General features: G+C 74.9%; 19 protein-coding genes. 17 read left to right on the top strand and 2 right to left on the bottom strand.

Annotated elements, in window-relative coordinates; all coding sequences use genetic code 11:
• Positions 1-93: 93 nt before the first annotated feature.
• Both AB0883_RS28435 and AB0883_RS28430 read left to right on the top strand, forming a co-directional pair.
• Complete coding sequence (locus AB0883_RS28435; protein WP_366644369.1) at positions 94-1,143, top strand: S1 family peptidase; 1,050 nt, start codon at positions 94-96, stop codon at positions 1,141-1,143.
• Between the two features lie 103 nt (positions 1,144-1,246).
• Positions 1,247-2,854, top strand: coding sequence for an MFS transporter (locus AB0883_RS28430; RefSeq protein ID WP_366644368.1), 1,608 nt, complete (start codon positions 1,247-1,249; stop codon positions 2,852-2,854).
• A 35-nt stretch (positions 2,855-2,889) separates the two neighbouring features.
• Here AB0883_RS28430 and AB0883_RS28425 read toward each other — a convergent pair whose 3' ends face one another.
• Entirely contained in the window at positions 2,890-3,561 is a 672-nt protein-coding gene (locus AB0883_RS28425) for a hypothetical protein (protein ID WP_366644367.1), read from the bottom strand.
• Positions 3,562-3,760: 199 nt separating this feature from the next.
• Between AB0883_RS28425 and AB0883_RS28420 the strand changes: the two genes are divergently transcribed.
• From AB0883_RS28420 to AB0883_RS28400, 5 genes are all read left to right on the top strand, one after another.
• Complete coding sequence (locus AB0883_RS28420; RefSeq protein WP_366644366.1) at positions 3,761-4,531, top strand: hypothetical protein; 771 nt, start codon at positions 3,761-3,763, stop codon at positions 4,529-4,531.
• A gap of 122 nt (positions 4,532-4,653) precedes the next feature.
• Positions 4,654-6,459: an aspartate--tRNA ligase gene (aspS, locus tag AB0883_RS28415; protein ID WP_366644365.1), complete on the top strand. Its 1,806-nt coding sequence runs from the start codon at positions 4,654-4,656 to the stop codon at positions 6,457-6,459.
• 201 nt (positions 6,460-6,660) lie between these two features.
• Complete coding sequence (locus tag AB0883_RS28410) at positions 6,661-6,786, top strand: hypothetical protein (RefSeq protein ID WP_366644364.1); 126 nt, start codon at positions 6,661-6,663, stop codon at positions 6,784-6,786.
• An 83-nt stretch (positions 6,787-6,869) separates the two neighbouring features.
• Positions 6,870-7,460: a helix-turn-helix domain-containing protein gene (locus AB0883_RS28405; RefSeq protein WP_366644363.1), complete on the top strand. Its 591-nt coding sequence runs from the start codon at positions 6,870-6,872 to the stop codon at positions 7,458-7,460.
• Positions 7,457-8,824 (top strand): MFS transporter, encoded by a 1,368-nt coding sequence (locus AB0883_RS28400; RefSeq protein ID WP_366644362.1) that lies wholly within the window; start codon positions 7,457-7,459, stop codon positions 8,822-8,824. Before AB0883_RS28405 ends, AB0883_RS28400 begins: the two co-directional genes overlap by 4 nt.
• A 13-nt stretch (positions 8,825-8,837) precedes the next feature.
• Here the strand turns inward: AB0883_RS28400 and AB0883_RS28395 are convergent, their stop codons facing one another.
• Positions 8,838-9,578 (bottom strand): GNAT family N-acetyltransferase, encoded by a 741-nt coding sequence (locus tag AB0883_RS28395; protein ID WP_366644361.1) that lies wholly within the window; start codon positions 9,576-9,578, stop codon positions 8,838-8,840.
• A 165-nt stretch (positions 9,579-9,743) separates the two neighbouring features.
• Here AB0883_RS28395 and AB0883_RS28390 point away from each other — a divergent pair, with 165 nt between their 5' ends.
• The 10 genes from AB0883_RS28390 to AB0883_RS28345 all read left to right on the top strand — a co-directional run bounded on the left by AB0883_RS28390 (position 9,744) and on the right by AB0883_RS28345 (position 23,204).
• On the top strand, positions 9,744-9,965 hold the full coding sequence (locus AB0883_RS28390; RefSeq protein WP_366644360.1) for a hypothetical protein: 222 nt from the start codon (positions 9,744-9,746) through the stop codon (positions 9,963-9,965).
• Positions 9,966-10,041: 76 nt separating this feature from the next.
• A complete protein-coding gene (locus tag AB0883_RS28385) occupies positions 10,042-11,547 on the top strand; it encodes a replication-associated recombination protein A (protein ID WP_366644359.1) in 1,506 nt (501 codons plus the stop codon).
• A 3,005-nt stretch (positions 11,548-14,552) separates the two neighbouring features.
• Entirely contained in the window at positions 14,553-15,176 is a 624-nt protein-coding gene (locus tag AB0883_RS28380) for a hypothetical protein (protein WP_366644391.1), read from the top strand.
• A gap of 149 nt (positions 15,177-15,325) precedes the next feature.
• The gene (locus AB0883_RS28375; protein ID WP_089000990.1) at positions 15,326-15,787 is read left to right on the top strand and encodes a DUF948 domain-containing protein; all 462 of its coding nucleotides are present in this window, start codon (positions 15,326-15,328) and stop codon (positions 15,785-15,787) included.
• 27 nt (positions 15,788-15,814) lie between these two features.
• Entirely contained in the window at positions 15,815-16,120 is a 306-nt protein-coding gene (locus tag AB0883_RS28370; protein WP_132240143.1) for a hypothetical protein, read from the top strand.
• Positions 16,117-18,795 (top strand): alanine--tRNA ligase, encoded by a 2,679-nt coding sequence (gene alaS / locus AB0883_RS28365; protein ID WP_366644358.1) that lies wholly within the window; start codon positions 16,117-16,119, stop codon positions 18,793-18,795. Before AB0883_RS28370 ends, alaS begins: the two co-directional genes overlap by 4 nt.
• 72 nt (positions 18,796-18,867) lie before the next feature.
• Positions 18,868-19,329 (top strand): Holliday junction resolvase RuvX, encoded by a 462-nt coding sequence (ruvX, locus tag AB0883_RS28360; protein ID WP_366644357.1) that lies wholly within the window; start codon positions 18,868-18,870, stop codon positions 19,327-19,329.
• Positions 19,326-20,525: an endolytic transglycosylase MltG gene (mltG, locus tag AB0883_RS28355; RefSeq protein WP_366644356.1), complete on the top strand. Its 1,200-nt coding sequence runs from the start codon at positions 19,326-19,328 to the stop codon at positions 20,523-20,525. Before ruvX ends, mltG begins: the two co-directional genes overlap by 4 nt.
• Positions 20,525-21,349 carry a shikimate dehydrogenase gene (locus tag AB0883_RS28350; RefSeq protein ID WP_366644355.1) on the top strand — a complete coding sequence of 275 codons (825 nt, stop codon included), beginning with the start codon at positions 20,525-20,527 and terminating at the stop codon, positions 21,347-21,349. Before mltG ends, AB0883_RS28350 begins: the two co-directional genes overlap by 1 nt.
• Before the next feature lie 154 nt (positions 21,350-21,503).
• On the top strand, positions 21,504-23,204 hold the full coding sequence (locus AB0883_RS28345; protein ID WP_366644354.1) for a glycosyl hydrolase: 1,701 nt from the start codon (positions 21,504-21,506) through the stop codon (positions 23,202-23,204).
• The last annotated feature ends 150 nt before the right edge of the window (positions 23,205-23,354 follow it).

Below are 23,354 nucleotides of genomic sequence, written 5' to 3'. Positions count from 1 at the left end.
AGTGAGCTCGGCCGATACCCCCAGATCGGCAGGGCTGCTCCCGGCTCGTGTCGCCCCGGCGCGGGTCAGTCACCCCCTTCTGGAGGTTGTTGCATGCGACCCACGAGGTCCTCGCTCCGTCGTGCCGCCGTCGTCGCCGCGGCCGGCGCCATGGTCGCCGGCTCGCTGATCGGCGCGCCCGCCCAGGCCGCACCCTCGTTCGCTTCGCCCGACGCCGCCGCCGGCCTGGCCGAGCGCCTCGGCGACCGGTCCGCCGGCACCTACGCCGACGCCAACGGCAAGATGGTCGTCACCGTGACCGACGCGCTCGCCGCCCGGCAGGTCAGTGCCGCCGGCGCCATCCCGAAGATGGTCAAGCGCGGCGCCAGCGAGCTGGCCCGGGCCACCTCGGAGCTGGACCGCTCCGCCAAGATCCCCGGCACCGCGTGGTGGACCGACCCGGCCACCAACCAGGTCGTCGTCTCCGTCGACAGCACCGTCACCGGCGCCAAGCTGGAGCGCGTCAAGGCCGCCGCCGAGCGGATGAACGGCGCGATCCGGATCGAGTCCGAGGCCGGCGTGCTCGGCACCCGCATCTCCGGCGGCCAGGCCATCTACGCCGGTGGCGGCGGCCGCTGCTCGCTCGGCTTCAACGTCCGCAGCGGCAGCACCTACTACTTCCTGACCGCCGGGCACTGCACCAACATCTCGGCCAGCTGGTACAGCAACTCCGCCCAGACCAACCTGCTGGGCAGCCGCACCGGCAGCAGCTTCCCCGGCAACGACTACGGCATCGTGCGGCACAACAACTCCGCCAACGCCGCCGGCAACGTCTACCTCTACAACGGCAGCTACCGGGACATCACCGCCGCCGGCAACGCCTACGTCGGCCAGTCGGTGCAGCGCTCCGGCAGCACCACCGGCCTGCGTGGCGGCTCGGTGACCGCGCTCAACGCCACGGTGAACTACGCCGAGGGCTCGGTCTCCGGCCTGATCCGCACCAACGTCTGCGCCGAGCCGGGCGACAGCGGCGGCTCGCTGTTCAGCGGCTCCACCGCGCTGGGCCTGACCTCCGGCGGCAGCGGCAACTGCTCCTCCGGCGGCACCACCTACTTCCAGCCGGTCACCGAGGCGCTGAGCCGCTACGGCGTCAGCGTCTTCTGATCCATCGCACCGCAACGGGCCGCCGGGTGATCCCGGCGGCCCGTCCGCGTGCCCGGAGCGGTTCGCCGGACTGCAGCGGGCAGGTCGGGGTACGTTCCCGTCGGTGAGCGCCCCCGTGACCCCGCCCGCCGACGCCACCGCGTCCGCCTGGGCCCCGCTGCGACTCGCCGCGTTCCGCAGCCTCTGGCTGGCGGTGCTGGCCAGCAACGTGGGCACCTGGATGCAGACCGTCGGCGCCCAGTGGCTGCTCGTCGACGAGGCCAACGCCTCGACCCTGGTGTCGCTGGTGCAGACCGCCAGCATGCTGCCCGTGCTGCTGCTCGCCCTGCCCGCCGGCGCGTTGGCGGACACCCTCGACCGCCGCCGGCTGCTGATCGGCGTGCAGTGCTTCCTGGCCGCCGTCGGCGTACTGCTGGCGGGCCTCACCGCCGCCGGCCGGATGCCGCCGGCGCTGCTGCTCACCCTCACCTTCGCGCTCGGCGTCGGCCAGGCGCTGACCCTGCCCGCCTGGCAGGCGGTCATCCCCGAGCTGGTGCCCCGCTCCCAGCTCGTCTCGGCCTCGGCGCTCGGGTCGATCAGCGTGAACCTGGCCCGCGCGGTCGGACCGGCGGTGGCCGGCGTGCTGGTCGCCCGGGCCGGCGTCGCCACCGTCTTCGCCGTCAACGCGGTGTCGTTCGCCATCTTCGCGCTGGCCCTGCTGCGCTGGCGGCCCGAACGGACCGGCGGTGACGACCTGCCCGAGCGGTTCACGGCCGCGCTGCGCGCCGGCGGCCGGTACGTGCGGCACTCTCCGGTCGTCCGCCGGATCCTGCTGCGCGCGGCGCTGTTCGTGGTGCCCGGCAGCGCACTGTGGGCGCTGCTGCCCCTGGTCGCGAGCCGCCGCCTGCACCTGGGCGCGGGCGGGTACGGCGTGCTGCTCGCCGCGCTCGGCGTCGGCGCGGTGGCCGGCGCCCTCGTGCTGCCCCGGATCCGGCTGGCGCTCAGCACCAACCGGCTCCTGCTACTGGCCGGCCTGGTCTACGCCGCCGTCCTGGTGGTGCTCGCCCTGGCGCCGGGCCCGGTGCCGGTGGCCCTGGCCCTGGTGCCCGCCGGCATGGCCTGGATGACCGTGCTGTCGAGCGTCAACGCCGCCATGCAGCTCTTCCTGCCCGGCTGGGTACGCGCCCGCGGCCTCTCGGTCTACCAGATGGTCTTCGCCGGCGGGCAGGCGCTCGGCGCGGTCGCCTGGGGTGCGCTAGGCGAGCTGACCAGCCTCGTGGTGGCGCTCGCCGTGGCGGCCGGGACGATGGCCGTCGGCGCGGTGACCGTGCCGCTCTGGCCGCTGCGCGAGACCCGGGGCCTCGACCGGGACCCGGCGGTCTGGTGGCCCGAGCCGCACCTGACGCTGCCCGCGGACCCGCGCAGCGGGCCGGTGCTGGTGACCGTCTCCTACACGGTGCCGCCGGCGCGGCAGGCGGAGTTCGTCGCGGCGATGCGCCTGGTGGGGCGGTCCCGACGGCGTACGGGGGCGATGCGCTGGGGCCTGTTCCGCACGGGCGAACGGGCGGACGGCTTCGTCGAGGTCTACCAGGTGCCCTCCTGGGAGGAACACCTGCGCCAGCACGGCGGCCGGCTCACCGGCGCCGACCGTGGGGTCGAGGAGCGGGCCCGGGCACTGACCGTCGGGGAGATCGTGGTGAACCACCTCCTGCCGGCCGACCCACGCGACTGACGATCCCGGCGCGCGACCAGCCGCCGGCACCGCCGTCAGCGGCTGAGCCCGGCGTCAGCCAGGATGGCCACCCCGCCGACGAGGTCGCACTCCACCGTCAGCGTGAGCAGGTCGGCCCCCTCCACGGAGAAGGACAGCGACTCCGCCGGTCGGGACATCGTGGTCGTCCGGCCCGGCCGGGGTTGCCGGGTCAGGGTGTCGTCGGCCTGCCGGACGGTCACCACGGCGCTGATGCGCACGGCGGACTCCGGGTCCTCGCCAGGCGGGTACCAGGCCCGGAAGGTGGTGGAAAAGTCCAGGTAGCGACGCTTGAGCGGGTAGCTGACCGAACGGCTGCGGTCCTCGCCGTCGTTGGTCGGGCAGGAGAGCACGACCGGATGCGGCAGGTCGGCGCGGCCGGCCAGCGCGCGCGGTAGCGGTTGCAGGTAAGGGCTGCCGGCCTCGGGCGTCAGCGCGTCCAGATACGTACGGCCGGCGGGGCCGGTGCCGGGGGGCGCGGGAACGGTGCCGGGCGCGCTGGTGCTCGTCGTCGCCCGGGGCGGGGTCGGGGGCGGCGTGGGCTGCCGATCCTGACCCTGCCGGGGCCACTGCCAGGCGAGTACGGCGACGAGCAGGCTGGCCAGACCGATCACCGCGCCGGTCTTCTCGCCCGGCGTCAACCCCCGCCGGCGGCGGGGGGAATCGGTGCCGGGTACCGGCTCGGTCATGGGAACTCACCTGCACAAGATCGATGGGGGGCGGTTCATTATCCCGACTCGGCGGTGAGGCGGCGATTTCGGCGGGTGACGGGTTGCTGACAGCGGTCTTGCTGGCTTTCTGGGATAAATGCGCCCCGTGCCCGGCGGCTGCCGCGCATCAGGCCCGGGCGGCGGCCGAACGGCCACCCCGACGTGAGGAGCCACCAAGATGACCTCGGACCAGCAGGGCCCCCCGGTCTCGCCGCCCCCGGGCACGGGCGGTTCGGCAGCGCCGAAGCCGCGCGGCGGTAGCCGATTGCCGCTCGTGGCCGTCGGGGCCGCCGCGCTGGCTGTCATCCTCGGCCTGCTGGCCGCGGTGCTGTCGCTGCGGGCCCTCGATCAGGCCGACGACGCCCGGGACATCGCCCAGGCGGCCGGCGCGGGACGCACCGGTGCCCCGCCGCCCGGCACCGACGCGCCGTCGGAAGCGCCGACCGCGCCGGCGTCCGAACCCAGCGGAGCGGAGCCGCCTACGGGGCCGACGCCGGACGGGAGCACCGAACCATCCCTCAATCCGCAGACCCAGTACAAGGAGAAGTACGTCGACGAGCGCCTCACGCTGCGGGCCAGTTGCGGCAGCGACCTCGACATCGACCTGGACAAGCCGGAGGTGCGGGTCACCGACGGCGAGGAGCTCCGGTTCACCGCCCGCTGCGGCGGCGACTCGTCGTACTTCAACCTTGCCGCGGGGGCGAGGGGAGCCCAGGTCGACGCCGCGATGCTCAGCGCCGTGGACTGCAACGAACGGATCGTGAAGGGCTCGATCGGCCAGGACATCAACGTGCCCGCCCGCAAGGGCGTGGTGCTGTGCGTCAAGACTGCCCTCAACGAAGCACAGGAGCGCGGCGACACCTGGAAGATGGCACTGGTGCAGGTCACCGACGTCAACGACGACGGCACGGTGGTGCTGACCGCGAAGGCCTGGGACATCCCGCTGTAGGGGCGTGCACGGATCCGCGTCGCCGCCGGAGCCCGCCTCCCCCTCACCCCGCAACGGGGTGCGGGGGAGGACTGACAGAATGCCAGGGGTAACGGTGTACCGCAGATGAGGAGACGCTAGTCGTGATCCGTACCCATGACGCCGGCAGCCTGCGCGCGACGGACGCCGGCACCACGGTGACGCTCGCCGGGTGGGTGGCCCGCCGGCGCGACCACGGCGGCGTGATCTTCGTCGACCTGCGCGACGGCTCCGGCGTGGTCCAGGTGGTGTTCCGCGAGGAGGACGCGCACGCGCTGCGCAACGAGTTCTGCGTCCGGGTGACCGGCGAGGTGACCCGCCGCCCCGAGGGCAACGAGAACCCGGAGCTGCCGACCGGCGAGATCGAGGTGACCGCCGCCGAGTTGGAGGTGCTCTCCGAGGCGGCGCCGCTGCCCCTGCCGGTGGACGACCAGGTCGAGGCCGGCGACGACATCCGGCTGCGCTACCGCTACCTCGACCTGCGCCGCAGCGGCCCGGCGAAGGCGATGCGGCTGCGCTCGCGGGCCAACCAGCTCGCCCGCACGGTGCTGCACGAGCGGGACTTCCTGGAGATCGAGACCCCGACGCTGACCCGGTCCACTCCGGAGGGCGCGCGCGACTTCCTGGTGCCGGTGCGCCTTCAGCCCGGCAGCTGGTACGCGCTGCCGCAGTCGCCGCAGCTGTTCAAGCAGCTGCTGATGGTCGGCGGCATGGAGCGGTACTACCAGATCGCCCGCTGCTACCGCGACGAGGACTTCCGCGCCGACCGGCAGCCCGAGTTCACCCAGCTCGACATCGAGATGTCCTTCGTCACCGAGGACGACGTCATCGACCTCGGCGAGGCGATCGTCTCGGCGCTCTGGAAGGACCTGGCCGGCCACGAGATCTCCCGGCCGATCCCGCGCATCACCTGGCACGACGCGATGGCCCGCTACGGCTCCGACAAGCCCGACCTGCGCTACGGCGTCGAGCTGACCGAGCTGACCGAGTACCTGCGCGGCACCGAGTTCCGGGTCTTCGCCGGCGCGATCGACGCGGGCGGCTACGTCGGCGCGGTCGTCATGCCCGGCGGCGCGTCGCAGAGCCGCAAGGAACTCGACGGCTGGCAGGACTGGGCCAAGGCGCGCGGCGCGCGCGGCCTGGCGTACGTGGTGCTCGACGCCGAGACCGGCGAGGCGCGCGGGCCGGTGGCGAAGAACCTCTCCGCCGAGCACCTGGGCGGGCTCGCCGACGCGGTCGGCGCCAAGCCGGGCGACGCGGTCTTCTTCGCCGCCAGCACGAACACCCGCGAGGCGCAGGAGCTGTTGGGCGCGGCCCGCATCGAGATCGCCAAGCGGGCCGGGCTGGTCGACGAGAGCGCCTGGGCGTTCTGCTGGGTGGTCGACGCGCCCATGTTCGAGCGTACGGACGAGGGCGGCTGGACGGCGGTGCACCACCCGTTCACCTCGCCGAACGCCGAGTGGGTGGACCTGTTCGAGGAGGCGCCGGACCGCGCGCTGGCGTACGCGTACGACATCGTCTGCAACGGCAACGAGATCGGCGGCGGCTCCATCCGTATCCACCGGGGCGACGTGCAGAAGCGGGTCTTCGACCTGCTCGGCATCACCCCCGAGGAGGCGCAGGACAAGTTCGGCTTCCTGCTGGAGGCGTTCAAGTACGGCGCCCCGCCGCACGGCGGCATCGCGTTCGGCTGGGACCGGGTCTGCATGCTGCTCGCCGGCGCGGACTCGATCCGCGAGGTCATCGCCTTCCCGAAGACCCGGGGCGGCTTCGACCCGCTGACCGGTGCGCCGACGCCGATCACCGGCCAGCAGCGCGCCGAGGCCGGCATCGACGCCAAGCCGAAGGCCGCGGCGGCGCCGCACACCGGCACGGCCGGCCCGGCCGCCCCGGTCGCCGACCCCACCTGACCGACGCCTCCCCGTCCCGGGCCCGGCCCCCGGCTCGCGCTCGTGTGTCGACCAAGAGGTTTGCGTCATGATCCGCGCGAAGACATGACGCAAACCTCTTGGTCGTCCGTGGGAGTGAGGAGCTGAGGGGGAGGGAGGGGACTTGCCGCTGCTCGTGGTGGGAGCCAGCGGGTACCTCGGCGGCGAGGTCTGCCGACGGGCATGAAGACCACCACCGGCGCCGCCGCCGGCGTGCTCCGTCCGGCCGAGGTGCGCCTCGACTCCACCCGCGCCGCCGGGCTGCTCCGCACCCGCCTGCGGGGGGTGCGCGAACTGCTGATTCCCTGACCCGCCCGGGCCCCGCGCCGATGACGCACAGTTTCTATGCACAACTATTGTGCACAGTAACTGTGCACAGCTATTGTGCATCCATGGAGAACGAGCGACCCACCGCCCCGCGTACCGTCCGCCTGGACGCCCGGCAGGTGCGCACCCTCGCCCATCCGCTGCGGATGCGGCTGCTCGGCACGCTGCGCGTGGACGGTCCCGCGACCGCGACCACGCTGGCCGGGAAGCTGGACACCAACACCGGGGCGACCAGCTACCACCTGCGCCAGCTCGCCGAGGTGGGGCTGGTGACGGAGGACCCCGACCGGGGCACCGGCCGGCAGCGGTGGTGGCGGGCGGCGCACGACATCAGCGACTTCGAGCCGACCGACTTCGACGACGACCCGGACGCCCGGGCGGCGGTGCAGTGGATCCAGGCCGACCAGGTGCGGCTGCTGGCCGAGCAGGCCGAGCGCTGGATGGCCGTCGAGCACGGCTACTCCCGGCAGTGGCGCGACGCGGCCGGGATGAGCGACGTGCTGCTCAGGCTCGGCCCGGCACGCCTGCGGGCCCTGAACGACGAGGTGTGGCAGCTGATCGAGCGCTACCGTGACGAACCGGTGGCCGACGAGCCGGAAGCGGAGTCGGTGCTCGTCTTCCTGGCCGCGTTCCCCCGGGTGGAGGAGGGGCGGTGAGCGCCCTGTCCGTACGCCAGGTCCGGCGCCGCTTCCTGGTGCTGCACGGCCTGCGCTGGCTGCCCACCGGCCTGATGGTCCCGGTGATGATCCTGCTGATGCAGGAGCGCGGTCTGACACTGTCGCAGATCGGCCTGGTGACGGTCGCCCAGGGCCTCGTCGTGCTGGCCCTGGAGCTGCCCACCGGCGGCCTCGCCGACGCCCTCGGGCGCCGCCCGGTGCTGATGGTGGCCTGGCTGGTCAACCTCGCGTCGCTCGCGCTCTTCGCCGTGGCCGACTCGTTCGCGCTGTTCTTCCTGGTCTGGGCGTTGCAGGGCGTCTTCCGCGCGCTCGACAGCGGCCCGATGGAGTCCTGGTACGTCGACGCCACGCTCGCCGCCGACCCGGACGCCGAGTACGAACCGGGCCTCGGCCACGCCGGGACCGTCGTCGGCGTCGCCATGGCCGCCGGCGCCCTGCTCGGCGGCGGCCTGGTCGCGCTGGGGCCGGTCGGGCCCATCAGCGCGCTGACCGTGCCGGTGCTGGTCGCGATCGCGCTCCAGGCGGCGGCCCTGGTCGCCCTGCTGGTGCTGCTGGTCGAGGTCCGCCCGGGCCGGGGCGCCGGCGCGCTGCGGGCGTCGGTCGTCGAGGCGCCCCGGATGGTCGGGCAGGCGTTCGGGCTGCTGCGCCGCTCCCGGGTGCTGCTCGCCCTGGTCTGCGTGGAGTTGTTCTGGGGCTTCGGGATGGTCACCTTCGAGTCGCTGCTGCCGGTCCGACTGGCCGAGGTGGTCGGCGATCCGGACCGGGCGGCGGCGCTGCTGGGGCCCGCCAGCTCGGCGGCCTGGCTCGCCGGCGCGGCCGGCGCGGCGCTCACCCCGCTGCTGCTGCGGTGGCTGGGTGCCGCGCCGAGCGCCGCCCTGCTGCGGATCGTGCAGGGCGCGACCATCGTCGGGATGAGCCTGCTGGCCGGGCCGGTCGGGGTGCTGGTCGCCTACCTGGCCTGCTACACCGTGCACGGCGCGTCCAACCCGCTGCACATGGGGCTGCTGCACCGGCAGGTCGACGGCCCGTACCGGACCAGCGTGCTCTCGCTGAACTCGATGATGGGCCAGCCCGGCTTCGCGGTCGGCGCCATCGTGCTGACGGCGCTCGCCGACACGGTCAGCGTCAGCGCCGCGATGCTGGTCGGGGCCGTGGTGCTGGCCCTCGCCGCGCCGCTCTACCTGCCGGCCTGGCGGGCCCGCCACCGCGCCCCGGCCACCGGTGCGGCCCCGGGTGCCGATCCGGTGCCGGCGACCGGTGCGGTCCCGGGCGCCCGTACCGGGTCGGGTCCGGTGCCCGACGCGGTGGCGGCGCCCGCCTCCGCCCCGACGCGCGGCGCCTGACAGCGCCGGACGCTCAGGCCAGGTGCACCGAGCTGCGGGCCAGGGCGCCGGTGAAGCCGAGCCGCCGGTAGAGCCGGATCGCCCCGACGTTGACGCTGTAGACGCCGAGGGCCACGGTGTCGTGGCGGGCGAGCAGGGCCCGGGTCATCGCGGCGGTCAGCGCCGCGCCCAGTCCCCGCCCCCGCAGGTCGGGGGCGACGGTCAGTCCGGCGAGGAAGCCGATGTCCCCCCGGCTGCGGTCGGCGCCGCAGGCGACGAGCCGGTCGCCGTCGCGGATGCCGTACCAGTCGACGATCCGCGGGTCGCCCGGGCGGGAGGTGGTGGTGGGGAACGCCTCGTCGATGAGGGCGGTCAGCGCCGGGTGGTCGGCTGCGGTGAGCCGGACCACCCGCTCCTCGTCGGGCTGGCGCGGCGGCGCGACGGTGGTCCAGAGGAAGTCCCACTCGTCGTGCCGGGCCACGGCCAGCCGGCCGGGCAGCGCCGCCGGGTCGAGCCGCGGCAGATGCAGCCACTGGCCGGGCCGCAGCGCGCCCCGCGCGACCAGGTCGGCGAAGAGCTCGACCGCCGGCCCGGGGGCGCCGACCGCGCCGCCGCGCGGGCCGTGCTCCGCCGGCAGCAGCCAGCCCACCGCGTCGCCGCGCCGCCAGCCGCGCGGCACCTCGCCCCGGGTGAGCGCGTGCCGGGCGTACGGGTGGTGACCGGCGGCAGCCAGGATGGCGTCCCGCCCCTCCAGGACCTGGTCGGCGATGATCATGTCAGCAAGCCTAGGACGCGCTCCGGCCTCCTGCCGGCGGACCCGGCGTCCGGCCGCCGGCGGGACCTGGCGGGAGACCGTGCCGCTCCAGGGTGGAGATTGGCGAGCGGACCGATTGGGTACATCCCGCGCCGACCCACTGGGAACCCCCACCGGAGGAACGCCATGCTCGCCATTCTCGCGGCGGTCGTTTTCGGCTTCGCCCTGCTCATCGACCTGCTGAACACCAACTTCGGTGCTCCGGACCTGTTCAACTGGAACACCCTCGTGCTCATCGGCCTCCTGCTGCTCTCCCTCTACCTGGCCGGGGTCGGCCGGGGCCCGCGCGGCGGTGGCGGCGGCGGTGGCGGCCGGTGGTACCGGGGCCGGCGCCCCGGCCGCGGCTGACCGCAATCGATCATCGCGGGCCCGGTCCCACGGCGCGCTTCCGGCGCCGTGGGCCGGGCCCGGTACTGTTCCCGTGATGGAGTCCGACGCCCTCTTCTCCCTCGGTGAACCCGCCGGAGCGCCCCCCACGCCCGCGGGTTCCGTCGGTGTGGACGGGTTCACGGCGGTGGGGGAGGACTCGCCGCTGCCCGTCCGGATGCGCCCGCGCAGCATCGACGAGCTGGTCGGGCAGGACCACCTGCTCGCGCCGGGCGCCCCACTGCGCCAGCTCGTCTCGGCCACGGCGCCGATGTCGGTGATCCTCTGGGGCCCGCCCGGCAGCGGCAAGACGACCATCGCGCACCTGGTGGCGCGGGCCACGGACCGCCGGTTCGTCGCCATGTCGGCCCTCACCGCCGGGGTCAAGGACGTGCGCGCGGTGATCGAGACCGCCCGCCGCCAGCGCCGTTCCGGCGGCCCGCAGACGGTGCTCTTCATCGACGAGGTGCACCGGTTCAGCAAGACCCAGCAGGATTCGCTGCTCGCCGCCGTCGAGGACCGCACGGTCACGCTGCTCGCGGCGACCACCGAGAACCCGTACTTCTCGGTCATCTCGCCCCTGCTGTCGCGGTGCGTGCTGCTCACCCTCCAGCCGCTGGACGACGCGGCGGTGCGCGACCTGCTGCGCCGCGCGGTCGCCGATGAGCGCGGCCTCGGTGGCGCGCTCACCCTCGAGACCGAGGCCGAGGACCATCTCGTACGCCTCGCGGCCGGCGACGTACGCAAGGCGCTGACGGCGCTGGAGGCGGCGGCGGCCTCCGCCACGGCCCTCGGCGCCGGGCGGATCGACCTCGCCACCGCCGAGCAGGCGGTCGACGTGGCGGCCGTGCGCTACGACCGGGCCGGCGACGCCCACTACGACGTGACCAGCGCCTTCATCAAGAGCATGCGGGGCTCCGACGTGGACGCCGCGCTGCACTGGCTGGCCCGGATGCTGGTCGCCGGCGAGGACGCCCGGTTCATCGCCCGTCGCCTGGTCATCTTCGCCAGCGAGGACGTCGGCATGGCCGACCCGACCGCGCTGAGCGTGGCCACCGCCGCCGCCCACGCCGTGGAGTACGTCGGGCTGCCCGAGGCGCAGCTCAACCTCGCCCAGGCGGTGATCCACCTGGCCACCGCGCCGAAGTCCAACTCGGCGACCACCGCGATCGGCGCGGCCATCGCCGACGTGCGGGCCGGCCGGGGCGGGCCGGTGCCGCGCGGGCTGCGCGACGCGCACTACTCGGGTGCCAAGGGGCTGGGGCACGGGACCGGTTACCGCTATCCCCACGACGACCAGCGCGGCGTGGTCACCCAGCAGTACGCCCCCGACGATCTCGCCGGCACCGACTACTACCGGCCCAGTCAGCACGGCGCCGAGCGCTCGGTCGCCACCCGGCTGCCGTTGCTACGCCGTATCGTCCGGGGGCTGCCCGCTCCGGCCGCGCCCTCGGCGGCGGCGGTCGGGAGCGGTTCGGCGGACAACGGCCGCCGACAGACGGACACGGGCGGCGCCGACGCGGCGCGAGAGGGCGGCAGTGACACCGCCGGGGAGGGTCAGTAGTGAAATCGCGTGGTTCGGAGCGACCGGAGGACGGCCCCGAAGAGCGGCGCGACTCCCGCGCCAAGGGTCGCCGCTGGGGGCGGGGCAAGGCCGAGGCCGAGCCCGAGGAGCCGATCAGCGGCGAGGAGTTCGGCTGGATCGACGACCTGCGCTCGGCCAAGCAGCAGCGCACCGAGCTGGGGCCGGACGGGCTGGAGCCCGCCTCGCCTGCCGGCCCGCGTCCGGGTGACCCGACGGCTCCCGGCCCTGCCGGGCCGCCGCCCCACCGTGGCCCCGGTCCGGCCGCCGCGCCCCCGGTACGCCGCGGCGAGGCCGAGCCCCCGCGCTCGCGCCCGGTGGACGGACCCTGGCCCGGCGCGCCGGAACCCCGGCCGGCCGGACCCGCCGCCCCCGGGGCCGTCCCCCCGCACCAGCCCGTCCGTCGACCCCCGACGGCCGGTCGTCCGCAACCCGGCCCGGACGGCCCGGACCGACGGCCGCGCCCCGTTCCGGGCGCCCCGACGGGCCCGCAGGCCGGTCCGTCGGCGGGCCCGCCCGCCGGCACCGCGACGGGCCCGCAGGCGGCTCCTCCGGCCGGCCCGCCGGTTCCCGCGCCGCATCCGCAGGCCGGCTTCCCGGCGCATCCGCAGGCCGACCCGCGGACCGGGCCGCAGCCCGGCCTCCCCGCCGGGCCGCCGCCCGGCACGCCCCCGCCCACCCACGCCGGCGCGCCGACCGGACCGCGTCCGGGTGCGCCGGTGCCCCTGCACCCCGACGCGCCGAATGCGCCGCACCCGGCCGGGGCGACGCCCGGGCACCGCCCCGACGGCCGGGCGGCGGTGCCGAGCGGTACGCCGCCACCGGGTGCCGCCGGGCGGCCCGGCGGTGCCGTGGGCGCCGCCCGGGTCGGCGTCCCGGACCCCGGCGCCCCCCGGCCGCCAGCCGGTCCGCCGACCGGTGAGCTGCGCGGCGCCCCGGCCGACGCACGGGACCCCCGGTCCGGCCGGATGCGGCGGGGCCCGGTCGGTGCCGGCGCGCCCGTCCCGACGGACGGCACCGGAGCCGTGCCGACGGCAGCCCCGCCGGCGCCGGACGGCGACGGGGCCGACCGAGGGCGACGCCCCGGTGGGCCCACCGGCCGACGCCGCGCCGCCGAGGAAGACGTGCCACCGGTGCCCCGCTCGGGCAACGCCCCGCCGGTGCCCGGCTCCGGCAACGCCCCGTCGGTGCCCGGCTCGGGCAACGCCCCGCTGGTGCCCGGCAACGCTCCGCCGGTACCGCGCTCCGGAAACGCCCCACCCGTGCCCGGCGTGCCCGCCGCGCCTCCCGGCGTCGGGGTGCAACCGACCCAGGACCTCGCACCCCGCGGTCGACGCGCCGCACCCGACGACATCGAGGTCACGGGTCGGGGCCGGCGTGCGGCCGGCGACGACGAGACCGCCGGCCGGGCCGGGCGCGCCACGGTCGGCGGTCAGCCCTCCACGCGCCGTGGGGACGACGGGGTGGTCCCGACCCCGGGCCGCCCCGCCGTCCCGGACGAGGCGGAGAACCCGCCGCACGCGCCGCGCCCGGCCGACGGGGAAGCGGGGCGGCGACGCCAGCCCGGTGACTCCCGGGCCGGCCGACCGGAGCGCCCGGCCGACTGGCTGCGGCAGGCCGGCCGTGCCCACCACACCGATCCCGCCCTGCCGACGGTCAAGCGGTCGGCACCGCCCGCTCCGGGCGGTCCGTCGCCGGTGCCGCCCGGGCCGGGGCAGCACGGCGCCGGGACCGGCGACATCCCCGTGGGCCGGGCGCGGCCCGGCGCGCAGCCGCCGCGACCCACCGACGCCACCGAACCCGGCCGGCCGGCCGGCCGGGCCCGACCCGTCGCCGAGCCGCCCCGGCCCGCCGACACCGCACATCCCGGGCCGCCGGCCCGGGGCGCCGCCCGCCCCACACCGGCCGGTCCACCGCCACCGCCCGGCGCCCCGACCCCAGCCGGCCGGGCCCATCCCGACCCGACCCGCCCCGACCCCACCCCGGCCGGACCCGCGCGGGGTGCCGCGCGTTTGGACGCCGGCCTGGCGGGTCCGGCGCGTCCCGACCCTGGCCTGGCCGGTCCAGCGCGGGGTGCCGCGCGTCCCGACCCTGGCCTGGCGGGTCCGGCGCGGGGCGCCGCGCGCCCGGACACCGGCCCGGCGGGTCCCGCGCGGGGTGCCGCGCGTTTGGACGCCGGCCTGGCGGGTCCGGCGCGTCCCGACCCTGGCCTGGCCGGTCCCGCGCGGGGTGCCGCGCGTCCCGACCCTGGCCTGGCGGGTCCGGCGCGGGGCGCCGCGCGTCCCGACCCTGGCCTGGCAGGTCCGGCCCGGGGCGCCGCGCGTCCCGACGCCGGCCCGGCCGGTCCCGCACGGTCCGTCGCGCCGTCACCCGGCACCGCCGCCGGGCCGTCCACGGCCGGGTCGTCGCCAGCCGCCGCCAGCCCGAGCGCGCCGCCCGGTCCGCGCCGCCCCGGCCCCGGCCCGCACGGCCCCGAGGCGCCGTCGGGCCTCGCCGGCCCGGGAGCGAACCCGTCCGCACCGGGCGAGGCCGGACAGACCTCGTCCGGCCCGGTCCGTCCGGCCGCCACTCCGCCGGACCCGGCCCGGCCCGGTGCGGGTTCCGGTGCCGTCCGGCCGCCGGTCGGCGGGCGGGCCCGGCCCGAGCCGACGTCCGGCGAAGGCCCCCGACCCGGCCCCGCCGGCCCGCCCGGGGTGGCCCGGGCGGCCGCCCCGGCGCCCCGCCCCGGGCCCGAGGACCGCGCCGCCGGCCGGGCGATCCCGCCACACCGCGAGCCGGGGCGGCCGGAGCCGTCCGGCGTCGCGCCCGTGCCGCCGCCGGGCGCCGCGGGCGAGCCGGTGGTGGCGCGGGCCGCCGCGGCGGTCGTACCACCCACCGAGCCGGCCGACGAAGCGGCGCTGCGCCGGCCCGCGGAGCCGGAGTCGCCGGACGACGACGCGGCCGGCCCCGGCGGGCTGCGCGGCGCGCGGTCCGAGCTGCGTCGCCGGATGCGTGAGCGGCGGCGGCTGCGGATGGGCATCCTCGCCCTGGTCAGCGTGGTGCTGCTCGGCGCGATCCCGCTCTACTTCGGCATCCGTACGCTCAGCCGCGATCCGGTCTTCGACACCCTCGACGAGCTGGACGTGCCGGGTTGGGCGGCGGTGCAGACCGTCGACGACGTCAGCGGCAGCCGGTGGTGCCTGCTCGACTGCCGGCTGCGCGAACGCACGGCCACGTCCGAGCGGTCGCCGGCGGAGACGGCGCAGGTCTACGAGCGGGCGCTGGCCGACGACGGCTGGCGACCGTGGAAGGTGAGCCGCTGCCCCGAGCAACCGGCGAAGGGGAGCTACACGTGCTGGCGCCGGGACGAGCTGACCCTCGACCTGTGGGTGCGCGAGCCCGCCTGCGTGCCGCCCCCGGTGGACGGGGAACCGGCGGTCGTGCCGTCGCCCGACCCGGCGACCGCTGCGGAGCAGTGCTCCGGCTCGTTGGTGTCGGTGAAGGTCCGCAACGCGATCGACGACGAGCGGACCCGGCCCCAGCCCACCACCGACCCGTCACTCACCGGCGAGGATCCCTTCCCGACGGTCAGCGAGGATCCGCTCGCGACACCGACACCCTCACCGTCCTGAGCCGGTTTCCATCACGGACGGTAGGGTCTGGGGCTGGCGGACCGCCAGCTCCCGCCGGCCCCTCACGGGTGCCGGACGGCGGTGTGGGCAGGACGGTCGCGCGTTCCGGGGGCGTCGGGTTCCCGGAACTCTGCTTGAGGAGGACAGGCGTGGGCTTTTTCGAGGTCGCGGCGCTGATCGCGGCGATCGCGTTCGCGATGCTGGTGTTGATCCTGACGCTGCCCATCCTGCGGCTGCGGCACACCGTGGACGCCACCACCCGGATGATCAACGACCTCAACGACCGGACCGCGCCGCTGCTCGGCGACGTGAACACCACCGTGAAGAACGTCAACACCGCCCTGGAGCAGGTGCAGACCTCCCTCGACGGGGTCAACCTCCAGCTCGCCAAGGTCGACACCATGACCAGCCACGCGCAGAACGTGACCGCCAACGTCGCGAACCTGGCGACCGTCGTCTCCGCCGCCGCCGCCAACCCGTTGGTCAAGGTGGCAGCGTTCGGCTACGGCGTACGCAAGGCCGCGTCCGCCCGGCGGCACGCCGAGACCGAGCGTGAGGTGCGCGACACCATCAAGCAGCAGCGGCGGGCCGCCAAGCGCGGCAACCGCTGACCCGCCACGACCAGGAGGAGCTCGGAGATGAGGCGGTTGTTCTGGCTCGGCATCGGGCTGGCCGTCGGCGTGGTGGTGGTCCGCAAGGCCACCCGCACCGCACAGGCGTACACCCCGGCCGGCATCGCCAGCACGGTGACCGAATCCGCTGGCGGGCTGGCGGAGTCGCTGCGTAGCTTCGTGGAGGACGTCCGGATCGCGATGGCCGAGCGCGAGCAGGAGATCCACGAGGCGTTCGCCCAGGGCGAGGCGTTCGACGACCAGTTCGCCGAGCTGCGGGAGGACCCGCGCATCGGCGACCGAGAGATCTTTCCGGAGGAACACCAGCGATGAAGACGGCGGAGATCAAGCGGCGGTACCTCGCCCACTTCGAGGCGAACGGCCACACCGTGGTGCCGTCCGCTCCGCTGCCCGCCATCAGCGACCCGAACCTGCTGTTCGTCAACGCCGGCATGGTGCAGTTCGTCCCCTACTTCCTGGGGCAGCAGACCCCGCCGTACCGGCGGGCGGTCAGCGTGCAGAAGTGCATCCGCACGCCCGACATCGACGAGGTCGGCAAGACCAGCCGGCACGGCACGTTCTTCCAGATGAACGGCAACTTCTCCTTCGGTGACTACTTCAAGGACGGGGCGATCCCGCTCGCCTGGGACCTGGTCACCAAGTCCCAGGAGCAGGGCGGTTTCGGCCTCGACCCGGAGCGGATCTGGCCGACGGTCTACCTCGACGACGACGAGGCGTTCGAGATCTGGCGCTCGGTCGGTGTGCCGACCGAGCGGATCGTGCGCCGGGGCAAGGCGGACAACTTCTGGTCGATGGGCATCCCCGGCCCCTGCGGCCCGTGCTCGGAGCTGTTCTACGACCGGGGCCCGGAGTACGGCCGCGAGGGCGGCCCGGCGGTCGACGAGGACCGCTACATGGAGTTCTGGAACCTCGTCTTCATGCAGTTCGAGCGCGGCCCGGGCACCGGCAAGGAGGACTACCCGATCCTCGGTGACCTGCCGGCGAAGAACATCGACACCGGCATGGGCCTGGAGCGGATGGCCTCCATCCTCCAGGGCGTCGACAACCTCTACGAGATCGACGAGGTCCGGCCGATCCTCGACAAGGCCGCCGAGCTGACCGGCAAGCGCTACGGCGCGCACTCCGGCCACGTCGCCAGCGAGTCGCACCCGGACGACGTGCGGCTGCGCGTCATCGCCGACCACGTGCGTACCGCGCTGATGCTGATCGGCGACGGGGTCACCCCCAGCAACGAGGGGCGCGGCTACGTGCTGCGCCGCATCATGCGCCGGGCGATCCGGTCGGTGCGGCTGCTGGGCTGGCAGGAGCGGGCGCTGCCCGAGCTGCTGCCGGTGGCCCGGGACTGCATGGCCCCGTCGTACCCGGAGCTGGCCGCCGACTTCGACCGGATCGCCGACTACGCGTACGCGGAGGAGGACGCCTTCCTGTCCACCCTGCGCGCCGGCACCACGATCCTGGACACGGCGATCGCGGAGACCCGCACCGCCGGCAAGCCGGCGCTGTCGGGCGAGAAGGCGTTCCAGCTGCACGACACGTACGGCTTCCCGATCGACCTGACCCTGGAGATCGCGGCCGAGCAGGGCCTGGCGGTCGACGCCGAGGGCTTCCGCCGGCTGATGGCCGACCAGCGGGCCCGCGCCAAGGCCGACGCCCAGGCGCGCAAGACCGGGCACACCGACCTGTCGGCGTACCGGTCGGTGCTCGACTCGGGCGGCCCGGTGCGGTTCACCGGCTACGGCGAGGTGTCCCGGGAGTCGACGGTGCGGGCGGTGCTCGGCGTCGACGGCCCCCGCCAGGCGGCAGTCGAGGGCGACACGATCGAGCTGGTGCTCGACGCCACCCCGTTCTACGCCGAGGGCGGCGGGCAGCAGCCCGACCACGGCATGATCACGGTGGGCGGCGGCCAGGTCGAGGTGCTCGACGTGCAGCAGCCGGTGCCCGGCCTGATCGTGCACCGCGCCCGCGTGCTCCGGGGCGAGGTGCGGGCGGGTGAGACCGGCTACGCCGAGATCGACACCACCCGCCGGCGGGCCATCTCCCGGTCGCACACCGCGACGCACCTGGTGCACCAGACGATGCGCAACTTCCTCGGCGAGTCCGCCACCCAGGCCGGTTCGCTGAACGCGCCGGGCCGGCTGCGCTTCGACTTCAACACCCCGACGGGCGTGGCGCCGAGCGTGCTGCGCGACGTCGAGCAGCAGGTCAACGAGGTGCTCCTCGCCGACCTGGAGGTGCACGCCTTCATCACCTCGCTGGACGAGGCGCGGCGGATCGGCGCGATGGCGCTGTTCGGCGAGAAGTACGGCGAGGAGGTGCGGGTCGTCGAGGTCGGCGACTACGCCCGTGAGCTGTGCGGCGGCACCCACGTCTCCCGTTCCGGCCAGCTCGGGCTGGTCAAGATCCTCAACGAGTCGTCGATCGGCTCCGGGGTGCGCCGGGTCGAGGCCCTGGTCGGCATGGACGCCTTCAACTTCCTGGCCCGGGAGCACCTGCTGGTCTCCCGCCTCGCCGAGCTGTACCGGGTGCCCAACGACCAGGTCGCCGACCGGGTCGAGCAGACCGTGACGCAGCTGCGCGACGCCGAGAAGGAGCTGGAGAAGCTGCGGGCCCAGCTGGTGCTCGGCGGCGCGTCGGCGCTCGCCGCACAGGCGAAGGACGTGCGGGGCGTCGCGTACGTGGGCACCGAGGCGCCGGAGGGTGCGGCCGGCAACGACGTGCGGACCCTCGCCCAGGAGATCCGGGGCAAGATCGACCCGGCGCGGCCGGCGGTCGTCGCGGTGGCGGCCCGGGCCAACGGCAAGGCGTCGCTGGTCGTCGCGGTGAACCCGGCCGCGCGCAGCCGGGGCCTGGCCGCCTCCGACCTGGTCAAGGCGGCCTTCTCCGGGCGCGGCGGGGGCAGCCCCGACCTGGCGCAGGGCGGTGGCCTGCCGGCCGCCGAGGCGCCGAAGCTGCTGCTCACGGTCGAGAAGGCGATCGCCGAGGCGTGATGTGCGCTGGCAGCGGCCAGGGCGGACCCGCGCGGTCCGCCCTGGTTCGCCATTTCGAGGGAGTCACCGGCCGTGAGTGAGTTGTCCCGGGGAGTCCGGCTCGGGGTGGACGTCGGGCAGGTACGGGTGGGGGTCTCCCGCTCGGACCCGCACGGCGTGCTGGCCACCCCGCTGGTGACCCTCGCCCGCGACCTCACCGCGGCTGCGGACGCGGTGCCGGCCGACATCGCCGCGCTCGGGGCGCTGGTGGCCGAGCACGAGGCGGTGGAGGTCGTCGTGGGCCTTCCGGTCAATCTCGCCGGCAAGCACGGTCCCGCCGCCGTACACGCGAAGGCGTACGCTGACCGACTGGCCGATGTAATAGCGCCCGTTCCGGTGGCGCTCACCGACGAGAGGATGTCCACGGTCGTAGCGTCTCGTAGGCTTGCCGAGCGTGGTGTCCGAGGTAAACGGCAACGGGCGGTGGTCGACCAGGCTGCCGCGGTGGAGATTCTGCAGAGCTGGCTGGACGCGCAGCGGAGGCGGACGCGATGATGGACGATCTTGACCTCGGGTTCGACGAGCAGGACCGGGGTGAGAAGGGCAAGCACCGGCGCGGCGCGGTGCGCAAGCGCAAGGGCGGCTCCGGCGGCGGGCGGGGCAAGACCGTCCTGGCGCTGCTGCTCGCGCTGGTCCTGCTGGGCGGCATCGGCGGCGGCGCCTTCTACGGCTTCGACCGGATCCAGAGCTACTTCGTCACCCCCGACTACGACGGCGCGGGCACCGGCGAGGTGACGGTCGAGATCAAGCAGGGCGCGCTGATCGCCGACATGGCCGACGCGCTGGTCACCGCCGGCGTGGTGAAGAGCGCCAAGGCGTTCATCGAGGCCGCCGAGGGGAACGCCCGGAGCAAGAACATCCAGCCGGGCACGTACAAGCTGCGCAAGCAGATGAGCGGCGAGAGCGCGGTCACCGCGATGCTCGACCTGAAGAACCGGATCGTCAACGGGGTCACCATCCCGGAGGGCCGGACGGCGAAGAACGTCTACAAGCTGCTCTCCGAGAAGACCAAGATCCCCGTGAAGGACTTCGAGGCGGCGGCGAAGGACCCGATCGCGCGGGGCGTGCCGGACTGGTGGTTCAAGCGCAGCGACAACAAGAAGGTCAAGCCGTCGATCGAGGGCTTCCTCTACCCGGACACCTACGAGATCCCGCCGAAGGCGACCGCCGAGAGCATCATCGAGCTGATGGTGGAGAACTTCCTCAGCGTGACCCAGGAGATGCAGTTCGCCGACCGGGTGCAGAAGGAGCGCGGCGGCATCAGCCCGTACGAGGCGCTGATCGTGGCGTCGCTGGCGCAGGCCGAGGCGGGCAACAAGGACGACCTGGGCAAGGTCGCCCGGGTCGCGTACAACCGGGTCTTCGGCGACTTCGACTGCAACTGCCTGGAGATGGACGTCACGGTAAACTACTACCTGGAGTCGATCGGGAAGCCGACCAAGCGGTCCGGGGACATGACCGCGGCAGAACTGGACGACCCGAAGAACCCGTACAATCGCAAGCTGCGTGGCCTCGTACCCACCCCGATCAACAACCCGGGCAAGCAGGCCATGGAGGGCGCGATGGACCCGCCGGTCGGCAAGTGGCTCTTCTTCGTTGCGATCGACAAGGAGGGGCACTCCGCCTTCGCCGAGACCTTCCCGGAACACGAGAAGAACATGGATAAGGCCCGGGAGGCCGGGATCATCTGATGGCGGCCGCACGGCGGGCGGGGGTGCTCGGCACGCCGATCGCGCACTCCCTTTCCCCGGTGATCCACAACGCCGGCTACGCGGCGGCGGGGCTGACCGGGTGGTCGTACACCCGGATCGAGTGCGCGGCGGCGGAGCTGCCGGACGTGGTTGCCGGCCTGGGCCCGGAGTGGGCCGGGCTGTCGGTGACCATGCCCGGCAAGGAGGCGGCGCTCGCGGTGGCGGCCGAGGTTTCGCCGCTCGCCGCCGCCGTCGGCGCCGCCAACACGCTGGTACGCCGCCCGGACGGCTCCTGGTACGCCGACAACACCGACGTGGTCGGCATGGTCGAGGTGCTCGCCGACGCCGGGGTGCGCCCGGGCGCGACGGTGACCGTGCTGGGCGCGGGCGGCACGGCCCGGGCTGCGGTGGCGGCGGCGGGGCGGCTCGGCGCGGCTGCGGTGACCGTGGTGGCCCGCCGCCCGGCGGCGGCCGAGGAACTGCGCCCGGTGGCGCGCGCGGTCGGCGTGCCGATGACCGGCGCGCCCTGGGCCGACGCGGCCGACGGGTGCCGCGCCGACGTGGTGGTCTCCACCGTGCCGAAGGGCGTGGCGGATCCGCTCGCCCAAGCGGTGGCCTGGCGGCCGGGGACGGTGCTCTTCGACGCGCTCTACGACCCGTGGCCGACGCCGCTGGCCGCGTCGGCCCAGGATGCCGGCTGCCGGATCGTCTCCGGGATCGACCTGCTCCTGGCCCAGGCGGTGGGCCAGTTCGAGCACTTCACCGGCGTCGCCGCGCCCCGGGCCGCGATGGCCGCCGCGCTGGCCGCCGCCCGCGCCGCCTGACCGACGGCGTGGGGGCGGGAGTGTCCCCTGTGGTCGTCCGGGGCATCCTTAGGCGACGGTTAAGACGCGCTTAGGTCCGGCTGTCGTCCCCACGTCACGCCGTGGCCGTGGTTACGCTGCTGACCGTCACCGTCCGACACACAGGGAGTACTCCTTGAGCAGGCACGGACTGCACCGCATCCCCCGGCACCCCGGCCCACGGCGCAAGGCCGTCGTCCTCGGCGTGGCCGGCGCCACCGTGGTGGTCGGCATCGTGGCCACCACGATGCCGCTGCTGGCCGCCGACGACCTGTCCATCGGGGCGATCGCGGACACCACGGCGACCATGGTGCCGCAGGACGGCGACAACGGCGCGAAGACGACGCTGGCGACCTGTGCGGTCCGCTGCGACGGCAACCCGCGGGGCGGCCGGGAGGCGGTCGTCCAGTTCGCGGTGACCACCCTGCCGGCGACGGCGGTCAACGTGCGGGCCACGCTGCGGGTGCACGCGTGGCAGGAGTTCCCGGCGACGGTGACCGCGCACGCCTCCCCGGTGGACGCCCGCGCGGCACGGCCGACGCCGATGCTGCCCGGGGCGGTGCTCGACACCGTCTCCGGCGTGGCGAAGGGCTTCAACGAGTGGGACGTCTCGGCCCTGGTGAACGGCAACGGCACCTGGACGGTCTCGCTGGCGCAGACGGGCCTGGAGAGCAGGATCTACTGGGCGTCGACGGAGAACCGCAATCCCGACCTGCGTCCGCGCCTGGAGATCCGCTACGACGTCGGCACCCGGCCCACGCCGGCGGTGACCAGCGCCGCGCCGTCGCCGAGCCGGACGGTCGCGCCGAGCCCCGCGCCGCGGCCGACGCCCAGCGCCAGCCCCACCCGCGCCACCCCGGGCCCGTCGGCGAGCCCTTCGGCCGGTACGGACCGGTGCGGCGAGGTGTCGAGCAGGCTTGTGCCCTCCTGCGGCGCCTGGTGGGGGATGTACTCCCCGTCGAGCGCCGGCGACGGCTGGGACCACGGCGCGGCGGTCGCCGAGGTGGAGGCGCAGGTCGGGCGGAAGTTCGACATCGTGCACCGCTACCACGACTTCTCCAACGCCGGCAGCAACGGCGCCTTCCCCGACGCCTACCAGCGGCAGCAGATGCGCGAGGGGCGGCTGATGTTCTTCGCCTGGGAGTCGCGGATCTTCTCCTCCGGCACGGTGCTGACCTGGCAGGACGTCTACAGTGGCCGGTACGACGCCACCATCGACGCGGTCGCCGGCCGGATCCGCGACACCGGCGTGCCGGTGTTCATGGGCTTCGACCACGAGCCGGAGGACGAGCCGGCCAAGGGCAGCGACGCCGACTTCGTCCGCGCCTGGCGGCACGTGCACGACCGGTTCGCCGCGGCGGGCGCCGACAACGCGGTCTGGGTCTGGACGATGATGGGCTGGTCGGGTCACTACGACCGCTACACCGGTCTCTATCCCGGTGACCGGTACGTCGACTGGGTGGGCTACGACCCGTACAACTTCCACGTCTGCAACGGCAGCAAGGTCTGGAAGAGCCCGGCCACCACCATCGGCGGCTTCTACCGCTGGCTGGACGAGAACCGTCTCGGGGTCGGCAAGCCGCGGATGCTCGCCGAGTTCGGCACCAACTTCGACGCGGCCGACCCGGATGCGAAGCGGCGCTGGTTCGAGGAGTTCCCGGCGGCGCTGAAGGCGCACCCGAAGATCAAGGCGGCGATCTACTTCAACTCCCCGGGGATGACCCGCCGGTCGGACACCTGTGACATGACCATGAACCACGACGCCTCGTCGGTGGCGGGGTTCGCCCGCGCCGGCCGCGACAGCTACCTGCGACAGCCCACCGGGGGCGCCCGCTGACGCGACGCGTTCACAGTTCGACGCAGCGTGATAGGTGCGAGTCGGACATCCGACTCTATGCGTGCGGTGTCATGTTGCTGATGCAGTGACCGCCCAATCGGTGGATATCGCCACCCGGGGCCGACCAGGCACGCTACGCGGGTTCTCTCC

Source organism: Micromonospora sp. NPDC047812, from assembly GCF_040704175.1.
GTDB lineage: Bacteria > Actinomycetota > Actinomycetes > Mycobacteriales > Micromonosporaceae > Micromonospora.
The sequence above is the reverse complement of the archived record's forward strand: the minus strand, read 5'-3'. Positions and strand labels throughout refer to the sequence as shown.